This is a genomic window from Wocania arenilitoris, from assembly GCF_021728535.1.
GTDB lineage: Bacteria > Bacteroidota > Bacteroidia > Flavobacteriales > Flavobacteriaceae > Wocania_A > Wocania_A arenilitoris.
This window is the reverse complement of record NZ_JAKKDU010000003.1, coordinates 214338-233745: the sequence shown is the minus strand read 5'-3', so window position 1 is coordinate 233745 and position 19408 is coordinate 214338. Positions and strand designations below refer to the sequence as shown.

Sequence of the window (19408 nt, the reverse complement as noted above, 5' to 3'; positions counted from 1 at the left end):
TCTTGCCACAAGTTAACATTTATTTTAGATATACATTCACATCTTTTTTAATAATATTTGGGGTTTAATTCTTTATTTTTTACATACATTTAAATAAAATCCATATTGGATTTCTTTCTTATAATGCTTACTTTTAAGAAAATTATCATTCTATGATTAAAATTGGCATTATTGGAATGGGTAGAATGGGCAAAATTCATCTAAAAAACCTTTCTGAAAACATAGATAATGTAGAAGTCGTTGCTGTGGTTAATCCTAGTGAAGAAGGACAAAAATTTGCTCTACAATACGGTGCTAAAAATGTTTCAAACAATATCAATTCCATTATTGAAAACCAAGAAATTGATGCTGTTGTAATTTGCTCTCCAAACAACACACATTCTGAATATACTATAAAATGTGCCAATGCTGGAAAGGCTATTTTTTGTGAAAAACCAATAGATATGTCTCTTGAAAAATCTATTGAAACTATCTCTATTATATCTGAATTAAAAACACCTTTAATGATTGGCTTCAATCAAAGATTTGATAAAAACTTTTCTAAAGTTAAAGACGAAATAAATAAAGGTAAAATTGGATTCATAAGAAATTTACATATTATTAGTAGAGATCCTCAACCGCCACCAATTTCTTATATTAAAAAGTCTGGAGGTTTATTTAAAGACATGACTATTCATGATTTTGATATGGCTCGATTTATAATGGGTTGTGAAGTAGAAGAAGTTTTTGCCTATGGAAATTGTTTAATTGATCCTGAAATTGGTAAAGCACAAGATATTGATAGCGCAACCGTTTTATTAAAATTTGAAAATGGTGCTTTGGCAACTATAGAAAATAGTCGCGAAGCTAAATACGGATACGATCAGCGGTTAGAAGTATTGGGTTCTAATGGCATGATAAAGGTTGATAATCCGTTAAAAACTGGAGTGAAAATTTCTACCGAAAAAGGAACAGTTTCTGATAGAAATTTAAACTTTTTTATGGATAGATATGAAGCTTCGTATTTAGTAGAAATGAGCAGTTTTATTAATGCCCTAATTAACAATAAACCAATGCCAGTTACTGGTGAAGATGGTCTTAAAGCTATGCTAATTGCCGAAGCTGCAAATAGCTCTTTAGCTCAAAATCATCCTATAAAATTGATAACTTAAAAACTAATTAAAACTATATGAGCTCAATAAACAAGGTTTTAAAACTCCTTTTAGTATTAATACTTTTTTCATCTTGTGGAAAACAGCAAAAAGCAAACCAAAAAACATATCAAACCGTTGGTAAAATTGAACGCTTAGATAAACAATTGGATGACATAATCTCACCTAATGCAGTTATTGAAGTGCTCTCAACAGGTCATAAATGGTCTGAAGGCCCAATATGGATTAAAGAAAGTCAAAAATTAGTTTATACTGATGTTGGTCATCAAAAATTATATCAATGGACAGAAAAAGATAGTGTTACTTTATATTTAGACATGAAAGACAAAGACCCTAACAGACCTGGACCTAGTGCGCTTTTAGTTGACAAAAACAATACATTAGTAATATTGCAATATGGGCATGGACAAGCTGTAAAAATGAATAGCCCATTAGATAAACCTAAAAATGATTTTAGGCTTTTTGTTGATAATTATAATGGTGTTAGATTTAATAATACTAATGATGCTGCTTTTCATTCAAAGGGGAATATGATAATGTCTGACCCTCCTCCTGTTAATGAAGACGGTTTAAAAGCTGCCGTTTATAGCATCTCTCCAAAAGGTAATGTTAAAATTGTGACCGATACACTGTCCAGTCCAAATGGAATTGCTTTTTCTCCAGACGAAAAAATAGTTTATATTGCCAATGCCGATTGGAAACATGCTATTTGGATTGCTGCCGATGTAGATAAAGATGGCAATATTACAAACGGCAGACATTTTTTTGATGCCACGGGGAATGCTCCAAAAGAAAAGGGACATCCAGATGGTTTAAAAGTTAATAAAAAAGGGATTATATTCGCCACTGGTCCTGGCGGAGTGTACATATTAAATCCTGATGGAAAACATTTGGGCACCATTTTAAACAATGAGTTTAATACTAATTGTGTTTTAGATGATACCGAAGAAACACTTTATATTACTTCTGGTCCTAAATTAATGCGAGTAAAACTAAAACCTTAATCTTTTTTAGTCAAAAATAATATTCAGTTTTTCATTTCCTTTTTTAAGTTGATTTACAATACTATCAGTTGCTTTAGAATCAGAAAGATAGATTCGTTTTAACTTTTTAAGTTTAGGAATTACTGTAAGCAAGCTATCTGATACATCTGTTTCATACAAATTAAGTGCTTCTAAATTTTGCAAACTTGAAAGATGTATTAAACCTTTATCAGAAATATTATTTCTGCTTAGGTTTAGCTTTATTAAATTTTCCAGTTGTCCAATTTTTTCCGTATGCTCATCTGTAATATTAGAATGACTAAGGTTTAACCATATTAATTGATCCTTTATTTGTAATAATGATTCAATTGCGTTTTTGGTTATATTTTTTTCGCTTAAACTGGAATTTGCTTCTAAATAATAGTTGTCCTTCATAAGCATATTTAATATAAAACCTTGATTGCTTAAAGTATCTATAGCTTCTTTTTTTGGAGGATTAACTTTTTTACTAAAAAGACTGTTTTTATCTAACCCTAGATACTCTTTTGTTACTTTTATAATATTTTTATCCGGATTTAATTGTGTAAAATAACCATTAGGTGGCGCATTATTATTTATCCACCAACCAATAAGTGTTACCTCATTTTTAGTTAATGGTTGCTTTCCTTCTGATGGCATAAAATCTTTATGAGATTCAGGTAATGTAATTCGCCTATAAAAATCGCTAGCTTCAGCATCACCTTTAACAATAACATCACCACTTTCTCCTCCTTTCATAAGGTTTATAAAACTTGACACATCTAAGTCGCCTGTCTTTTTATCTTGATTATGGCAACTAATACACCTTCTATTCATCATTGGTGAAATTATATCCAAATAAACATCAGCAGAATCTAAAACAGTAACTTTTTCTCTAGGAATTGTTTTTTCTGGCATTCCAGCAAGTAATCGAATAGAATTAGGAGCGTATTCTAATAAATATGTTGATCCGTGTGTTAGATTTCCTCCTAAATGACCCGTGTAAAAAACTGTAATTACAGTAACAAAAGCTACTATTTGTTTACCATAAAACGGAAGTTTTATATTCTTTTTAGAAATATAATAATAGATAGTAGAAACGAAAAATAAAAATATGCCACTCCATTTATGCCAAAAAATTGTGTTTTCGTTATAATCGCCTGAAAGGGAAAGAAAGTAACCAAAAACTATTGCAAATAATGCACTTACACAACCTAACCCCCATATATAATGTGTGTGATTTTTTAAAGGTTGAAATTTTGGTCGCTTACTAATTAATTCTGCTAAAGCTGCTAGTAATAAAAAAGCTATTGGAAAATGAACCACCAAAGGATGAATTCTGCCAAAAAAGATTAAAATATCCGATGGATTATCTGTAATGCCACTATCTATTAAAATGCTTAGTACCATTAATTTTATTTAAGTGGAGTGCCTTTAATAGGCTTGCCATTTGTTGTTAATATTTGGAAATGATGTGCTCTAAAATTAGTATATGTCCAAACTATATTTTTGTTTCTATCAACTTCAAAAATTTTAATACCCTTTTGTGCACCATAACTTGTAATTACCGTATTCCCATTAGGTAATCTTTGGGCTCCACAAGGATCAACCAAAGGGTTTTCTTCGTATAATTCATTACTTATTTGCCAAACTATATCGCCTTTTGAGTTTAATTCTACAACCCTATTTCCATGCGTGAGTGTAACCAAAGTATTTCCGTTTTTTAATCGAATTGCAGTAAATGGCCATGTCTCAGCTTTTCTTCCTCCAAATTCTTTATAATCAGTATTAAAAGTTTGTACTACCTCCCCGTTAGATTGATATTCCTTTACCGCAAAAGCAAGTAAATGTGGCACCAAATAATTGCCGTTTTTCAACTTTCTTGCCATTCGAGTTTGCATATGAATGTTATCAGTTTCTGGTTTAAGCGGAATACTTTTAACAACCTGTCCCTTTTTATTAACCTCAACTATTCTAGGGTTTAGTCCAGATTCAGTAATCAAAGTTTTTCCATTTGATAAACGAACCGCTGTACCTAACTCCATAGATTCTTCAGTTTTTTTATATCTCAGAATAATTTCTTTTTTCTTGTTATACTCTCGCACTTCGTCTCCCCAACATATTAAAATATGACCATTTTTTAAAACATATCCGTCACGTGCGCCAGCCTTTTTTGAGTCCCAAACAACATCTCCATTTTCACCAATAATTCCTGTAAATTGTGGTCCAGCAATAAAAAAAGAATGCGTTATTTCTTGGTTTGCTTTTTGAGCCCATAGCGAGTTTGGAGCTATAAAACATAAAGCAATTACTAATTTTAAAATTGAATTCATTCTCATTACATTACTGTTTAAGTTAGTATGTCTTTAATAACATGACCGTGTACATCAGTTAATCGTATATCTCGTCCTCCAAATCTAAACGTGAGATGCTCGTGATTAATCCCCATTAAATGAAGCATCGTAGCATGAATATCATGAACTGAAACTTCATTTTCTATAACTCGATAGCCATAATCATCTGTTCTTCCAAATATGGTTCCTCCTTTAATTCCAGCACCAGCCATCCACATACTTCCCGCCGATGGGTTATGGTCTCGCCCGTTTGTTCCTTGGGCAAATGGAGTTCTTCCAAATTCTCCAGTCCACACTACTAAAGTTTCTTCTAAAAGTCCTCTTGATTTTAAATCTTTTAGTAATCCTGCAATGGGTTGATCTACGGCATGTGCATTCTTTTCATGTCCATCTTTTAAGTTTCCATGCTGATCCCATCTATCAGCGCTTACTTTAGGGCATGTTAACTCAATAAAGCGAACACCTCTTTCTACCAGTCTACGAGCTAATAAACATTGAGCAGCGTAACCACGAGTATGAGGGTCATCTGAGTCGAATCCATATAATTTTTTTGTTGCTTTAGATTCCTCTTTAAACTGAGTTAATTCTGGAATTGAAGATTGCATTTTATATGCCAATTCATAATTAGAAATTGCAGACTCAATCGCATCAACTTCTCCAATTACTTCAAGCTGCTTTTTATCTAAAGCTTTAATAAAACTTAGTTTTTGTTCTTGTAAATTTGGAGTGCTTTCTTTAGGCTTAATATTAGCAATAGGTTGAGGACCTGCTCTTAAAATAGATGCTTGATATGATGCAGGTAGAAATCCGTTTTTAAAATTATCTAGTCCACCAGGTGGAATAAGTCCACCATCTAAAACCACATAACCTGGAATGTTTTTATTTTCGCTTCCTAAACCATAATTTATCCAAGAGCCCATACTTGGTCGACCTTGAAGTCCACTCCCTGTATGTAAAAAATAATTTGCGTTTGTGTGCTCAGGGAATTGAGAGGTCATAGATCTAATTAATGCAATGTCATCAACACATGTTGCTATATGAGGAAAAAGCTCGCTTACTGGCATGCCGCATTCTCCATATTGTTTAAAGCTCCACGGGCTTTTTAATATTTTGCCGACGTTATCAAATTGAGTGGCATCAACTTTAAATTTTTTCTTCGGGTCTTCTCCATTTTCTTTGGTAAGTCTTGGTTTAGGATCAAAAGAATCGACTTGAGATACACCACCATCCATATAAAGAAAAATAATGCTTTTCGCTTTTGGCAAATAATGAGGCCCTAAATTAATGTTTGAGCCTGCACCAATAATTGATTGTTCTGATTTACTACAAGAGAATGGCAATGTACCAAACATACTCATAAAGGCAAGAGAGCCAAACCCTCCTTTACAGATGCTTAGCATTTTGCGTCTCGAAAGCGGTTTTTGCATAAAATTATGGTACTTACTCATTATATTAGGTATAAAAATTCTTTTAAGTTAAATACACTATGGCAATATTCTTTCCATATTTCTAATTCTATTTTAGCATCAATATTTTCTGATTTTTTCATATTCTCAATCTCTTTAATAAACTTAGACGCATTAACAATTTCTTCCTCACTTGGGTTTCTAGAAAATGTGCGCATATAAATCCATTTAATTCTTTCATTAAAAGCTAAGTCCTTTTCTTCCAATAGCTTTCTAGCCATAACTTCAGCTTGTTCAATTACAAAAGGGTCATTCATTAAAATTAAAGATTGAGATGGCACATTGGTAACATCGCGTTTTCCAAAAGTAGTAAATGGTACGGGGCGATCAAAAGTTGTCATCATGGGTTCTAAAAAATTACGTCGAACTGCTTGATAAATACTTCGTCTACCATTTCCATTTAAGGGACCCGATTTTTCTGGTCTTCCTCGACCTTGCATAAACTTAGTTAAATATGTTGGTACTGGTGGCCCGTACATAGTAGAATTTAAACTTCCAGAAGCTAATAAAATACCATCTCTAAGTGCTTCAGACTCTAAGCGCCTTACAGGAAAAGCCACTAAAAATATATTACTAGGGTCTTTTTTTGAAACGTCTTCGTCTCTAACAGTACTCCGTTTAAAAGCTTCTGAGGCCACTATATATCTTATCATTTTTTTGATAGACCAACCCTCATTTTGAAACTTAATTGCTAAATGATCTAAAAGTTCTGGATGTGATGGTAACTTCCCTTGAAGTCCAAAATTATCAACCGTTTCAACAATTCCTCTTCCAAAAAGATAATGCCAAATACGATTTACCATAACTCGCGAGGTTAAGGGGTTTTCTTTATTAAGCATAGCATCTGCTAATTCTAACCTACCACTGCCTTTAGATTTAAAAGGAACATCTCCTAGAGGTAAGGCTGACAAAAACCTCCTTGGTATATTTTCGTCTGAAGGTTCTTGATATCTCCCTCTATTAAATACAGGACTATTAATGGCAAAACCATCAGAAACGCCATAAATAAATGAATCACTTTTTAATTTTTTTGCTAATACTTTACTGCTATCAATTGAAGGTATTAACTCAGGAAAATATGCATTTACACAGCCTTTTTTTATTTTGTTGTTTACCTCTTTAATATGCTTAAGAGGAAGCAGATTATTTTCAATTTTTACTTTTAAAGGCCATTTATCGTTATAAGAAATAGCATATTGAGACTCAATAAAAGCATTTTCTGAAAGCTGAAAATCATGTCGATTATACACTCCTGTAATGATTTCAATATAGGCTTTATGTCCTTTCCAAGCTGCTACATTAAATGTGTAGTTTGTCCATTCTGATGTATTTACACCTTTAGCTAAGTCACCATATATTGGATACTGTATTAATTGAAAATTATCTATAATTACACGAATGGAACTCTGGTTTCCTCTTGCTCGAACTCCTATAAAATTAGAATCTAAAACAAAATCGGGTGATCTTAAAGCGCCAAAAACACCAACATCAAAAATTCTACTCGAAGCCTTACCATCGTCTAAAGCAATCAATTTCCCAGAGGACTCATTTAATATTGGGCTCCCTAAAGTTGTGTTTTCTCCAAATGCTACACCGCTAGTTTTCCATTGTCCAAAATCCGAACTTCTAAAATCTCCAAGTAGTCTATAATCATTTTTTAAATCAGAAATCTTATCATCGATTCGTATTTTTTCATTTGAAATTTGAGGGCTAACTTTTTCCGTAACTAACGTTTTTAAATAATCTTGAATTTGCAATAACTCTTTGGCTGTATTTTCTTTTTTAATAGAAAAATCTGCATCTAATGGCGAAAAGCGTGTACTTTCCATTATGCCGTAAAAAGCATAATAATCTGCTGCTGTGATGGGGTCAAACTTATGGTCGTGGCATTTGGCGCAAGATACCGTAAGCCCTTGAAAGGTTTTTGATGTAACATCAATAATATTATCTATTCTATTGGCTTCATCTTGACGCACATCAACAGGACTATGAGTGCCCTCTCCCATTGCAAAAAATGCTGTTGCTAAATGCGATTCTAATTCACCTGTTTTAGCGTTATAGCGTTTTTTATTTAGTAAATCTCCTGCCAAATGTTCTTTTAACAATTGATTATATGGTACATCATTATTAAATGCTTTTATTAAATAATCCCTATACTTCCAAGCGCCTGTAATGGCATAGTCAAATTCATGCCCTTTGGTTTCGGCATACCTAACTAAATCCATCCAGTGTCTAGCCCAACGTTCACCATAAGCTTTAGAATTTAAATATTTATCTACCATCTTCTCATAGGCATCCTCGGAAGAATCTTCAACAAAACTTTTTACATCTTCAGCAAGTGGCGGTAAACCTGTTAACAAATACGATACGCGTCTTATTAAAGTGTTTTTATTTGCTATTGGAGATTTGTTTAATTTTTTTTGATTCAAATAATTATCAACATAAAAATCAATATCGTTAGGTTCAGCATCTATATTAGGCTTAATAAACGACCAATGAGGTTTCCATACAGCACCTTGTTTAATCCACTTTTCTAAAAGATTAACTTCTCTTTCACTAAGCTTACTATTCATTTCTGGAGGAGGCATAATCTTATCCTCATGCTCGTGAGTAATTCGATAAATTAATTCACTTTTATTTGGTTTTCCTGGTACAACAGCATATCCTCCATCTTTAAGTGCTGCTGTTGCTCCTTCATAAGTGTCTAATCTCAGATTTGCTTTTCTGCTACTAGGATCTGGTCCATGGCATAAATAACAGTTTTGAACAAGTATTGGACGAATATCAAAATTAAAGTCGATTTTTTTAGGAAGGGGCTCGTATGATTGATTGGAATTATTGCATGAGAATATCATTAGATATAAAACACCTAATAACCATACTCTTTTTATTTTTCTACTAATACTCATAAATTCAAACACAACAAGTTAAGTTAAAAAAAATCTTTTAATTAAGCGTCCATTTATTTTAAATCTCAAATCTCTATTTATAGTTATTAAATACATCATAAAAATGCTCACGTTTGCTTTTTGGTTTAAAAAAACTACACTGACCCTCTGTATATGATACTCGGTTCAATTATCTTTTTTTCAAAACTTAGTGTATTACTGTTTATCTGCCTTATTAATAAATCAAATGAGCTAGAAACCATAGAAGGAATAGATTGAGCCACAGTTGTTAATTCTGGTTCGCAGGCTACTCCCATAGGATCGTTATCAAACCCAATAACTGCAACATCTTCAGGAATTCGGAATCCTATTTTTTTAAGATATTTTATAACTCCTATTCCAATTTCATCTCTTACGGCTAATATCCCATCTGGTTTTTCTTTTAAATCCATTAATTTTTTAGCTTGATCAAATCCATCATTCATAAAAAACCCACCTTTAATAACCAACTCTTTTATATAAGGCAAGTTATTATCTTTCAGTGCTTGTTTATAACCATCTAAACGATCGCGAAATATTTTATGCTGATAATGTGTTGAGATATATGCAATCTTTCTTTTACCTGATTTAATCATAGCGACTACAGCTTCATAGGCTCCTTGAAAATTATTAACCAAAACTTGGGTGGCTTCAGCTTGTTCTGGAGCACGATCAAAAAATACATACGGAATATTTTCATCTCTCAATATATTGAAATGACTTTCATATACTGTGTCTTTAGTTACTGATGCTACTACTCCTGTAACGCGATATCCTATTAATGCGTCTATAATCTCTTTTTCTACACCTGTTTTTTCACTAGACTGAAATATCATAACTGAATAACCAGCTTCTTGAGCGATATTCATAAAATCGGAAACAAACTTTGAGAAAAAATAAGGTCGTAAATCTGGAACCACAACTGCTAATACATTACTTCGTTTATTTCTGAAGTTTTGAGCTAAACGATTTGGTTTATACCCTAACTCACTAGCTTTCTTTTTTATCTGATCTCTAGTTTCTTTTTTGACTGAACCAGTATTTCTTAATGCCCGAGATACAGTTACATGATGAATCCCTAATTCTCGTGCAACATCTTTAATTGTAACTGTATTTCTCTTTTCAATCATATTTATTGGGTAAATATAAAAAGCTCACGTGAGCTTTACAAAAAATATGGTTTTTATTTAGACAAATAATAGCTTTTTAACTTTTTTTATTGATTGTATTTAAACATTTTACAATTAAAAAAACCTCACAATGTTAACATTATGAGGTTTTAAGTATTCGGTATTTTAAGTTTTATATAACTTACTTAAGCTTCTTTTTAACTTCTACTTCGTGGAAAGCTTCAATGATATCACCTTCTTTAATATCGTTATAGTTTTTAATTTGCATACCACAATCGTATCCTTTTGATACTTCTTTAGCATCATCTTTAAATCGTTTTAAGGAAGCTAATTCGCCTGTAAAAACAACTACCCCATCTCTAATTAATCTAATGCTAGAACTTCTAAGAATTTTACCATTAGTAACCATACAACCTGCAATACTTCCAACTTTAGAAACTTTAAAGATTTCTCTAATTTCTGCAGTACCTGTAATCTCTTCTTTAAGCTCTGGAGATAACATACCTTCCATAGCATCTTTAAGATCGTTTATAGCATCGTAAATAATAGAGTATGTTCTAATATCTATTTCTTCTTTATCGGCAATCATTCTTGCATTCCCAACAGGGCGCACGTTAAATCCAATAATAATAGCATCGGAAGCAGTTGCTAATAACACATCACTTTCTGTAATAGCGCCTACACCTTTATGTATAATATTAACATGAATTTCTTCAGTTGATAATTTTTGGAATGAATCTGTAAGTGCTTCTACGGAACCATCAACATCTCCTTTAAGAATGATATTCAATTCTTGGAAATCGCCAAGTGCTATACGACGTCCAATCTCATCAAGCGTAATATGACGTTGTGTTCTAACAGATTGCTCGCGTTGTAATTGAGCCCTTTTTGTAGCTATTTGTTTCGCTTCACGTTCATCTTCAAATACATTAAATTTATCTCCTGCTTGAGGTGCGCCATCTAAACCTAAAATAGATACAGGTGTTGATGGGCCAGCCTCAGTAACATCATTTCCGCGTTCATCATGCATAGCTTTTACTTTACCACTATGTTGACCCGCTAGTACATAATCTCCAACTCGAAGTGTTCCTGCTTGCACTAAAATAGTAGACACGTAACCACGACCTTTATCTAAAAACGCTTCAACAACTGTTCCTTGTGCTAGTTTATTAGGGTTAGCTTTTAGCTCTAATAATTCGGCTTCTAGCAATACTTTTTCTAATAACTCATTTACACCAGTACCAACTTTTGCTGAAATATCATGAGATTGGACTTTTCCTCCCCAATCTTCAACTAATAAATTCATATTAGCAAGACCTTCTTTAATTTTTTCTGGATTAGCCGCTGGTAAATCAATTTTATTAATAGCAAAAACAATAGGAACTCCAGCAGCCTGAGCATGCGAAATCGCCTCCTTTGTTTGTGGCATAATATCATCATCTGCAGCAGCTACAATAATAGCTATATCTGTTACTTGTGCACCACGAGCACGCATTGCCGTAAAGGCTTCGTGACCTGGTGTATCTAAAAACGCTATTTTTTGACCATTTTCAAGTTGTACACCGTAAGCACCAATATGTTGTGTGATACCACCAGACTCTCCTGCAATTACATTTTCTTCACGAATATAATCTAGAAGAGATGTTTTCCCATGATCTACATGCCCCATTACAGTTACAATTGGTGCACGAGGTTTTAAATCTTCTGGTTTGTCTTCAATTTCTTCAATAGCTTCTTCTATATCTGCTGTAATAAACTCAACTTTATATCCGAATTCTTCGGCAACAATAGATAGCGTTTCAGCGTCTAAACGTTGATTCATTGTAACCATCATTCCTAAAGACATACATGCAGAAATAATTTCTGTAACACCAACATCCATCATGGTTGCAACTTCACTTGCTGTAACAAACTCTGTGACTTTAAGTATTTTGCTTTCTGCCTCTTCAATTTGTTGATCAATTTCAGATTGCTCTCTATGTTGATCTCTTTTATCTCTACGGTATTTTGCTCCTTTACCTTTGCTAGATTTACCTTGAAGCTTTTCAAGTGTTTCGCGCACTTGTTTTTTTACATCTTCTTCACTAGGTTCTTCTTTTACAATATTACGCCTTCCTTTTCCTCCAGGTTTGCCTTTAAATCGGTCATTTCCTCCTCTTGATGCATTACCACCTCCAGAATTTGCCGCACCAGCTTTACTTATTCGACGACGTTTTTTCTTATTAGCAGTACCTTCGGATTTTTTAGCTTCGGGCTTCTTTTCTTCTTTCTTTTTCTTAGGTTTATTAAATTGAGCTAAATCAATTTTATCTCCAGCAATTTTAGGACCAGTAAGTTTTTTATATTGAGTTGCAACTTTTTCTTCAACAATTTCGTCTAAAACAACCTCTTTTTTAGGTTCAGTCTTTTTAACTGCTTTAGGTTTATCTTCTGCTTTAGGTTTTTTATCAACTTTAGTTACTTCTTTTTTAGGCGTTTCTTCCTTTTTTTGAACTTGATCAGCAGCTTTTTTAGGTGCTTCAGCTGGTTTCTTTTTGGGCTCTAAATCAATTTTACCAACTGTTTTTGGACCAGAAAGTGTTTTAGCTGCTTTTACAACTTCTTCTTTTTGGGCTGCTATCTTTTGCTTTACTTCAAGTTCACGCTCGCGTTGTTCGCGCAACAAATCTTTTTCTTTTTGTTTTGCTTCACTAACTTCTTGAGAAGCCACCTTTTTACTTGCGTCTGTTTCAAATTCATCTGAAAGAATTTTATAAGTTTCCTCAGAAATTTTTGTAGTAGGGCGCTTCTCTATTTCTACACCTTTGGAATCTAAAAATTCTACAGCACGATCTAGAGAGATATTAAGCTCGCGTAATACTTTATTTAGTCTAATTGTTTCAGCCATAAATTGCCTTTAAAATACTTGTAATATATAGTATACCTATTAAATTATAAAATTAAATTGGTATTTATTCTTCGAATTCTTCTCTTAAAATTCTTAGAACATCATTAATTGTTTCTTCTTCTAAGTCTGTTCTTTTAACTAAATCTGGTAATTCTTGTTCTAAAATACTTTTAGCAGTATCTAATCCAGCTTTACTAAATTCTTCAATAATCCAGCCTTCTATTTCATCAGAGAACTCTCTTAACTCAACATCTTCTTCGGCTCCTTCTCTAAACACATCAATCTCATAGCCTGTTAATTGACCTGCCAAACGAATATTATGTCCGCCACGTCCAATAGCTTTGCTTACCTCTTCTGGTTTGAGTATAACCTCAGCGCGTTTAGCCTCTTCATCAATTTTTATTGATGTTACTCTTGCTGGACTTAATGCTCTAGTAATATAGAGTTGTAGGTTATTCGTGTAATTAATTACGTCTATATTTTCGTTACCTAACTCGCGTACTATCCCATGAATACGAGACCCTTTCATACCTACACATGCACCTACTGGGTCTATTCTATCATCATAAGAATCTACAGCTACTTTTGCTTTTTCTCCTGGGATTCTTACTACGTTTTTTATGGTAATTAAACCATCAAAAACTTCTGGAATTTCTTGTTCAAATAATTTTTCTAAAAATACAGGCGAACTTCTAGACATGATGATGGTTGGTTTAGCTCCCTTAAGCTCAACCGTATCGATTACCCCTCTAACATTATCTCCTTTTCTGAAGAAATCAGATGGAATTTGTCGGTCTTTAGGCAGTACAATTTCGTTACCTTCATCGTCTAATAAAATAACTGCTCTATGACGTATATGGTGTACTTCGGCTGTATAAATCTCGCCAACTAAATCTTTAAATTGTTTATAGATAATGGTATTATCGTGCTCATGAATTTTAGAAATTAAGTTTTGGCGCAACGCTAAAATGGCACGTCTTCCTAAATCTACAAGTTTAACTTCTTCAGAAACGTCTTCTCCAACCTCAAAATCTGGTTCTATTTTTCGAGCTTCAGATAACGAAATTTCTTGGTTTGGTTCTTCTACTTCACCATCAGCAACTACTACTCTATTTCTCCAAATCTCTAAATCGCCTTTATCTGGGTTTACAATAATATCAAAATTATCGTCGTCGCCATATTTCTTTTTTAAGGCACTTCTAAAAACATCTTCTAAAATAGCCATTAACGTTACTCTGTCAATTAACTTATCGTCTTTGAATTCTGAAAAAGATTCAATTAACGCTACATTTTCCATAACTCTGAATTAAAATTTTATCATAACTTTTGCTTCTACAATATCTTTATAAGCAATACTTGCTTCTTTTTTAACTGTTGTTTTGCCTTTACCAACTGGTTTAGGTTCTCTAACTTTCCAAGTTAGTGTAATATCATCGTCGGTTGCTTTAATAAGTTTGCCTTCAATTTCGTTTAAAGGTGTTTTTACGTTAAGCGTTCTATCTATATTTTTTTTATACTGCCTGTTATGAACTAAAGGTGATGTTGCTCCTGCCGACATCACTTCTAAAGAAAAATCTTGTTCTTCTCTATCTAAATTATGCTCAATGGCTCTGCTAATAAACATACAGTCTTCTACTAAAACACCATTATCGCCATCAATAATAACTTTGATGTGATTGTTACTATCGATAGAAAAGTCGATAAGAAATAAATCTTCTCTTTCTTTTAGTGCTGTTTCAAGTAAATCTGTAACCGTATTTTTAAACATTTTTAGTATAAAAAGAGGGGACTTTCCGTCCCCTCATTATCTTATTTTGCCTTTCAACGCTGCAAATATATAATATTTTATTGATTTTTAAAGTATAAATTTTCAAGTATCTCAAATAATGAGAATGCAGAAAAATATTTTATCTATTAATAGTTCTATTTCAAGATAAAACTAACTAACAGCTAACAAAGCCAAATTATTTAAAAACCCTAACTATTTTCATAATTAGGGTTAACCTTTGTTGGCCTACTAGGGCTCGAACCTAGACTCTTCTGGACCAAAACCAGACGTGTTGCCAGTTACACCATAGGCCAATGTGTAATTAAGGGTGCAAATTTAGTACAAAGTTTTATTTGAACAAGTATTTTTTTAAAAATATTTGTGAGTAAACAACGTTTATTTAAAATCAATTGGTCGTATATATGCTTAATTAATATTCTTTTATGTTAAGACAAACTAAATAGTTATGCCACATTTCATATTTATTACTAAATTCGCCCAAGCAAATACAGATAGACTTTATGGCACATTTAAACTTTAAAAAATGGAATACCATTTTAGGATGGTTCTCTTTTTTAATTGCATTTATCACTTACAGCTTAACTGTTGAGCCTACCGTAAGTTATTGGGATGCAGGAGAATATATTTTAACTTCGGCAAAATTACAGGTTGGGCATCCTCCAGGAGCACCTTTGTTTCAAATGATGGGAGCTTTCTTTTCAATGTTTGCTTTAGAACCTTCTCAAATAGGTTGGATGATGAATATGATGAGTGCCATTGCCAGTGCATTCACCATTTTATTTATGTTCTGGACTATTACTTTACTGTTAAAAAAGCTAGTTACTAACGGAAAAGATTTAAACCCGCAACAAACTATGGCTATTTTAGGTAGCGGTTTAGTAGGCAGTTTAGCATTTACGTTTACCGATTCGTTTTGGTTTAATGCTGTTGAAACAGAGGTTTACGCCATGGCAACTTTAATTATGTCTGTGCTATTTTGGTTAGGTTTACGTTGGGAACAAGACATGGATAAACCACGTGGAAACCGTTGGCTTATTTTAATGGCATTTGTAATTGGGCTTTCTTTTGGAGTTCATTTTATGGGTTTATTAACCATTCCTGCTATTGGCCTCATTTATTATTTTAAAAATTACAAAGCTTTTACTGTTAAAAATTTCATCATCGCTAACGTGGTGTCGGTTGGTATTTTATTGTTTGTTTTTAAATTATTAGCCCCTAATATCCTTAAAGTTTTTAGTGTTTTTGAAATCTTTTTTGTAAATAGTATCGGGCTTCCGTTTAACTCAGGGTCTATTATTGCAGGCCTATTATTAGTAGGTATTATTTTTTATGCGTTAAAATACACGCGACAAAAGCAATACACACATTTAAATACAGGCATCCTTTGTTTAACCTTTATTATTATAGGGTTTTCTACATGGTTAATGTTACCAATTCGTGCTAATGCGAATGTTACGGTAAATGAAAACAACCCCTCAAGTGCCAGAGAACTTTTAGCCTATTACAATTTGGAACAATACCCAGAAACACACTTGTTTTATGGACCATTATTTACAGACCAGTTTGCTTATCTTGACAAAAACGATCCGTATAAAGATGACAAACCTAAATATGAAAAAGATAAAGAAAAAGGGAAATACGTTATTGTAAACGATTATAAAAATGCCAAACAAAACTACAATTCTAAGCACGCCTCTATTTTACCTAGAATGTGGAGCGCTGAACATGCCGAAAATTATATGATGTTTTCTGGGTTTTTAGATTTTAAACTAAAACCAGATTACCAAATGCAAAACGAACTCCGTAAAGCGATATCTGATTTTAAAAATGATGTGGCTATTGGAAACGTTGATTATGAAGATTACTACAGCTTTTTAAAACGATTTAAAAGTTACATCGATATTGAAAAACCATCATTAGGCTCTAATATTCTTTATATGCTTGAATACCAACTTGGGTATATGTATTGGCGTTATTTTATGTGGAATTTTACAGGGCGACAAGATGATATTCAAGGGCGTTATGATAACCACGGCAACTGGATAAGTGGTATAAAACCTATTGATGAGTGGCATTTAGGCTATTCGCAAGACAATTTGCCGAGTGATGTAAAAAACAACAAAGCGCGAAACACCTACTATTTTTTACCTTTAATTTTAGGGCTTATTGGTATGTTTTTCTTGTTTAATACCGATAAAAAAACGTTTTGGGTAATGCTCGTGTTTTTCTTGTTTACAGGATTAGCTATTCAGTTTTACACAAATGTGCGTCCGTTTGAACCTCGGGAGCGAGATTACTCAGTGGTAGGATCATTTTATGTATTTGCTATTTGGATTGGTTTTGGGGTTTATGGCTTATTTAATCGACTTCAAGAAAATATAAAAAACAACTACAAACATTTTAGTTATGAGTTGGTTTTTGCAGTCGCATCTTTATTATTATTCTTTTTGTTTAAGTATATAACTCCTGAAAATCAAAATACTTTTTTAGCTGATGTGATTTTAGCTTTTAAGAGTATTTGTTTTTTATTATTTTCTATTATTTCTGTTGTTGTAATAATTGACATAATAACTTTCATTATTCAAAAAATATTCAAATCTTCATCAATAAGAGTTATTTCAATTATTGTTATATCATTAATTACTCCTGTTGTTTTAGCCGCAAACAATTGGGACGACCATGATAGATCTGATAAATACACAGCAAGATCAATGGCTAGAAAATATTTAGATTCTTGCGATGAAAATGCCATACTATTTACCATTGGCGATAACGATACTTTCGCCCTTTGGTACGCCCAAGAAATTGAAGGCTACCGAACCGATGTACGCGTTGTAAATACCAGTTTATTCCAAACGGATTGGTATATCGATCAAATGAAACGTAAAGCCTACCAAAGCGACCCAATTCCTTCTCAATTAACGCATGATGATTATAAATTTGGTACTAACGATTACGTGATTGTTGAAAACGTAGTTAAAGACACTTTAGAAATAAAAGAAGTTTTAAATTTTATAACTAGCGATAATCCAAGGTCTAAATATAAATATATATTACAACAAGAAGGCGTAGATATATCGCAAGTAAGAAATCAAGACTTAAACATGAATTATTTGCCAACAGAGTTTTTAAGACTTCCTGTTAACAAAGAAAATACCTTAAAATATGGCATTGTAAAACCAAAAGACGCAGACCTTATTGTACCACATATTGATATTAATATTACTGGTGGTGCTTTATACAAAAACCGTCTTTTAATGCTCGATATTGTTGCCAATAATGATTGGAAACGCCCTATTTATTTTACTGGTGGTGCTTTCGCGGAAGACGACTATATTTGGATGAAAGACTATCTTCAACTTGATGGTATGTGCTATAAATTAGTCCCAATAAAAACACCTGTTGATAGAGCAAATCCGTTTGATATGGGTAGAGTTGATAGCGACTTTATGTATGAAAAAGTTAAAAATTGGGATTGGGGTAATAGCGGAAGTCCAGACATTTATCACGATGTTGAAACCCGTAAAAACTCTATTACTTATCGTGGTAATTTAGCACGTTTAATGGAACAACTTATTAATGAAGATAAGCTTGATAAAGCTGAAGAAATAGCCGATATAGCTATGACTAATATGCCTGTTGAATATTTTGGTTTTTATACCCTTTTAGAGCCATACATTAGTGGTTATTACGAGGTAGAAAATAAAGAAAAAGCACAACAATTATTTAAAGAAGTAGCTAATAAATATCAAGAAAATTTAACTTATTACAGTGGTTTAAAAGTTGAAAACCAAGAGCGTTTATTTGAAGACATTTATACCGACATACAACGCTACAAAGGTCTTGTAGATGTTTTAGTGGAATATGACATTGAATTTGCTGAAACCGAAGGTGATATTTTTAACAATTACTTAAAGTTGTTTAAGCATTTTTATGGTGACGATGAACTTGAAGAACAACGTACAGATTTAGATATTTCAGATAGCACTAGCTTGCAAATAGATACCGCTAATTCAGATTAAGGTAATGGTCTTAACACCAGTAAAAACACCCTTGTTAGTAAAGCGGATGTTTCCGAATTATATTTGGGACATCCCTACTACTAACAAAACGATCTACCTTACTTTTGATGATGGACCAACTCCGGAAATTACTAATTGGACTTTAAATGTTTTAAAGCAATATGATGCTAAAGCCTCTTTTTTTTGCATTGGCAATAATATTGAAGAGCACCCTCGTATTTTTCAAGATATATTAAATGGTGGTCATGTTATTGGTAATCACACACATAATCATATAAAAGGTTGGAAAACTAAAACCAAAGATTATTTAAATAACATTTCTGAAGCTCAAAATGTTATAAACTCTCAAATCACAAATTCAAAAAACTCAGAACTCAGAACTCAGAACTCAGAACTTTTTAGACCTCCTTACGGACAAATAAAACCTAAACAAGGTAAAAAACTCATCGAGTTAGGTTATAAAATAATCATGTGGAATGTGTTGTCTTTTGATTGGGATGCAAAAGTTTCGCCTAAAAACTGTTTAAACAATGTTATTTCTAAAACTACAAACGGCAGTATTATTGTGTTTCACGATAGTATTAAAGCATCAAAAAACATGAAATATGCTTTACCAAAGGTTTTAGAATATTTTAGTGGGAAAGGATATCGTTTCGAGTCTTTAAGTTAAACTATTTGTGG

The 19408-nt window shown here is 32.7% G+C and carries 12 protein-coding genes and 1 tRNA gene; 4 read left to right on the top strand and 9 right to left on the bottom strand.

From position 1 onward, the window contains the following. The first annotated feature begins 152 nt into the window (after positions 1-152). Together iolG and L3X37_RS03670 are read left to right on the top strand one after the other, a co-directional pair. Positions 153-1151, top strand: coding sequence for an inositol 2-dehydrogenase (iolG, locus tag L3X37_RS03675; protein ID WP_237238825.1), 999 nt, complete (start codon positions 153-155; stop codon positions 1149-1151). A gap of 17 nt (positions 1152-1168) precedes the next feature. Next, positions 1169-2155 carry an SMP-30/gluconolactonase/LRE family protein gene (locus L3X37_RS03670; RefSeq protein WP_237238824.1) on the top strand — a complete coding sequence of 329 codons (987 nt, stop codon included), beginning with the start codon at positions 1169-1171 and terminating at the stop codon, positions 2153-2155. A gap of 6 nt (positions 2156-2161) precedes the next feature. On the opposite strand, the gene L3X37_RS03665 is transcribed toward L3X37_RS03670, so the two are convergent. The 9 genes from L3X37_RS03665 to L3X37_RS03625 form a co-directional block, all read right to left on the bottom strand. Further along, entirely contained in the window at positions 2162-3562 is a 1401-nt protein-coding gene (locus tag L3X37_RS03665; RefSeq protein WP_237238823.1) for a DUF2231 domain-containing protein, read from the bottom strand. A 5-nt stretch (positions 3563-3567) separates the two neighbouring features. Next, on the bottom strand, positions 3568-4485 hold the full coding sequence (locus L3X37_RS03660; protein WP_237238822.1) for a beta-propeller domain-containing protein: 918 nt from the start codon (positions 4483-4485) through the stop codon (positions 3568-3570). 17 nt (positions 4486-4502) lie between these two features. After that, positions 4503-5954 (bottom strand): DUF1501 domain-containing protein, encoded by a 1452-nt coding sequence (locus L3X37_RS03655; protein ID WP_237238821.1) that lies wholly within the window; start codon positions 5952-5954, stop codon positions 4503-4505. Beyond that, a complete protein-coding gene (locus L3X37_RS03650; RefSeq protein ID WP_237238820.1) occupies positions 5954-8881 on the bottom strand; it encodes a DUF1553 domain-containing protein in 2928 nt (975 codons plus the stop codon). Before L3X37_RS03650 ends, L3X37_RS03655 begins: the two co-directional genes overlap by 1 nt. A gap of 134 nt (positions 8882-9015) precedes the next feature. Further along, positions 9016-10029 (bottom strand): LacI family DNA-binding transcriptional regulator, encoded by a 1014-nt coding sequence (locus tag L3X37_RS03645; protein WP_237238819.1) that lies wholly within the window; start codon positions 10027-10029, stop codon positions 9016-9018. Between the two features lie 181 nt (positions 10030-10210). Then, on the bottom strand, positions 10211-12916 hold the full coding sequence (infB, locus tag L3X37_RS03640) for a translation initiation factor IF-2 (RefSeq protein ID WP_237238818.1): 2706 nt from the start codon (positions 12914-12916) through the stop codon (positions 10211-10213). Positions 12917-12980: 64 nt separating this feature from the next. Further along, positions 12981-14213: a transcription termination factor NusA gene (gene nusA, locus L3X37_RS03635; RefSeq protein ID WP_237238817.1), complete on the bottom strand. Its 1233-nt coding sequence runs from the start codon at positions 14211-14213 to the stop codon at positions 12981-12983. Between the two features lie 9 nt (positions 14214-14222). Beyond that, a complete protein-coding gene (gene rimP, locus L3X37_RS03630; RefSeq protein WP_237238816.1) occupies positions 14223-14684 on the bottom strand; it encodes a ribosome assembly cofactor RimP in 462 nt (153 codons plus the stop codon). Positions 14685-14925: 241 nt separating this feature from the next. Then, positions 14926-14998 (bottom strand) — tRNA-Gln (locus L3X37_RS03625). Positions 14999-15205: 207 nt separating this feature from the next. Between L3X37_RS03625 and L3X37_RS03620 the strand changes: the two genes are divergently transcribed. Then, positions 15206-18727 carry a glycosyltransferase family 117 protein gene (locus L3X37_RS03620; RefSeq protein ID WP_237238815.1) on the top strand — a complete coding sequence of 1174 codons (3522 nt, stop codon included), beginning with the start codon at positions 15206-15208 and terminating at the stop codon, positions 18725-18727. Positions 18728-18731: 4 nt separating this feature from the next. After that, on the top strand, positions 18732-19397 hold the full coding sequence (locus L3X37_RS03615; RefSeq protein WP_237238814.1) for a polysaccharide deacetylase family protein: 666 nt from the start codon (positions 18732-18734) through the stop codon (positions 19395-19397). Positions 19398-19408: the final 11 nt, after the last annotated feature.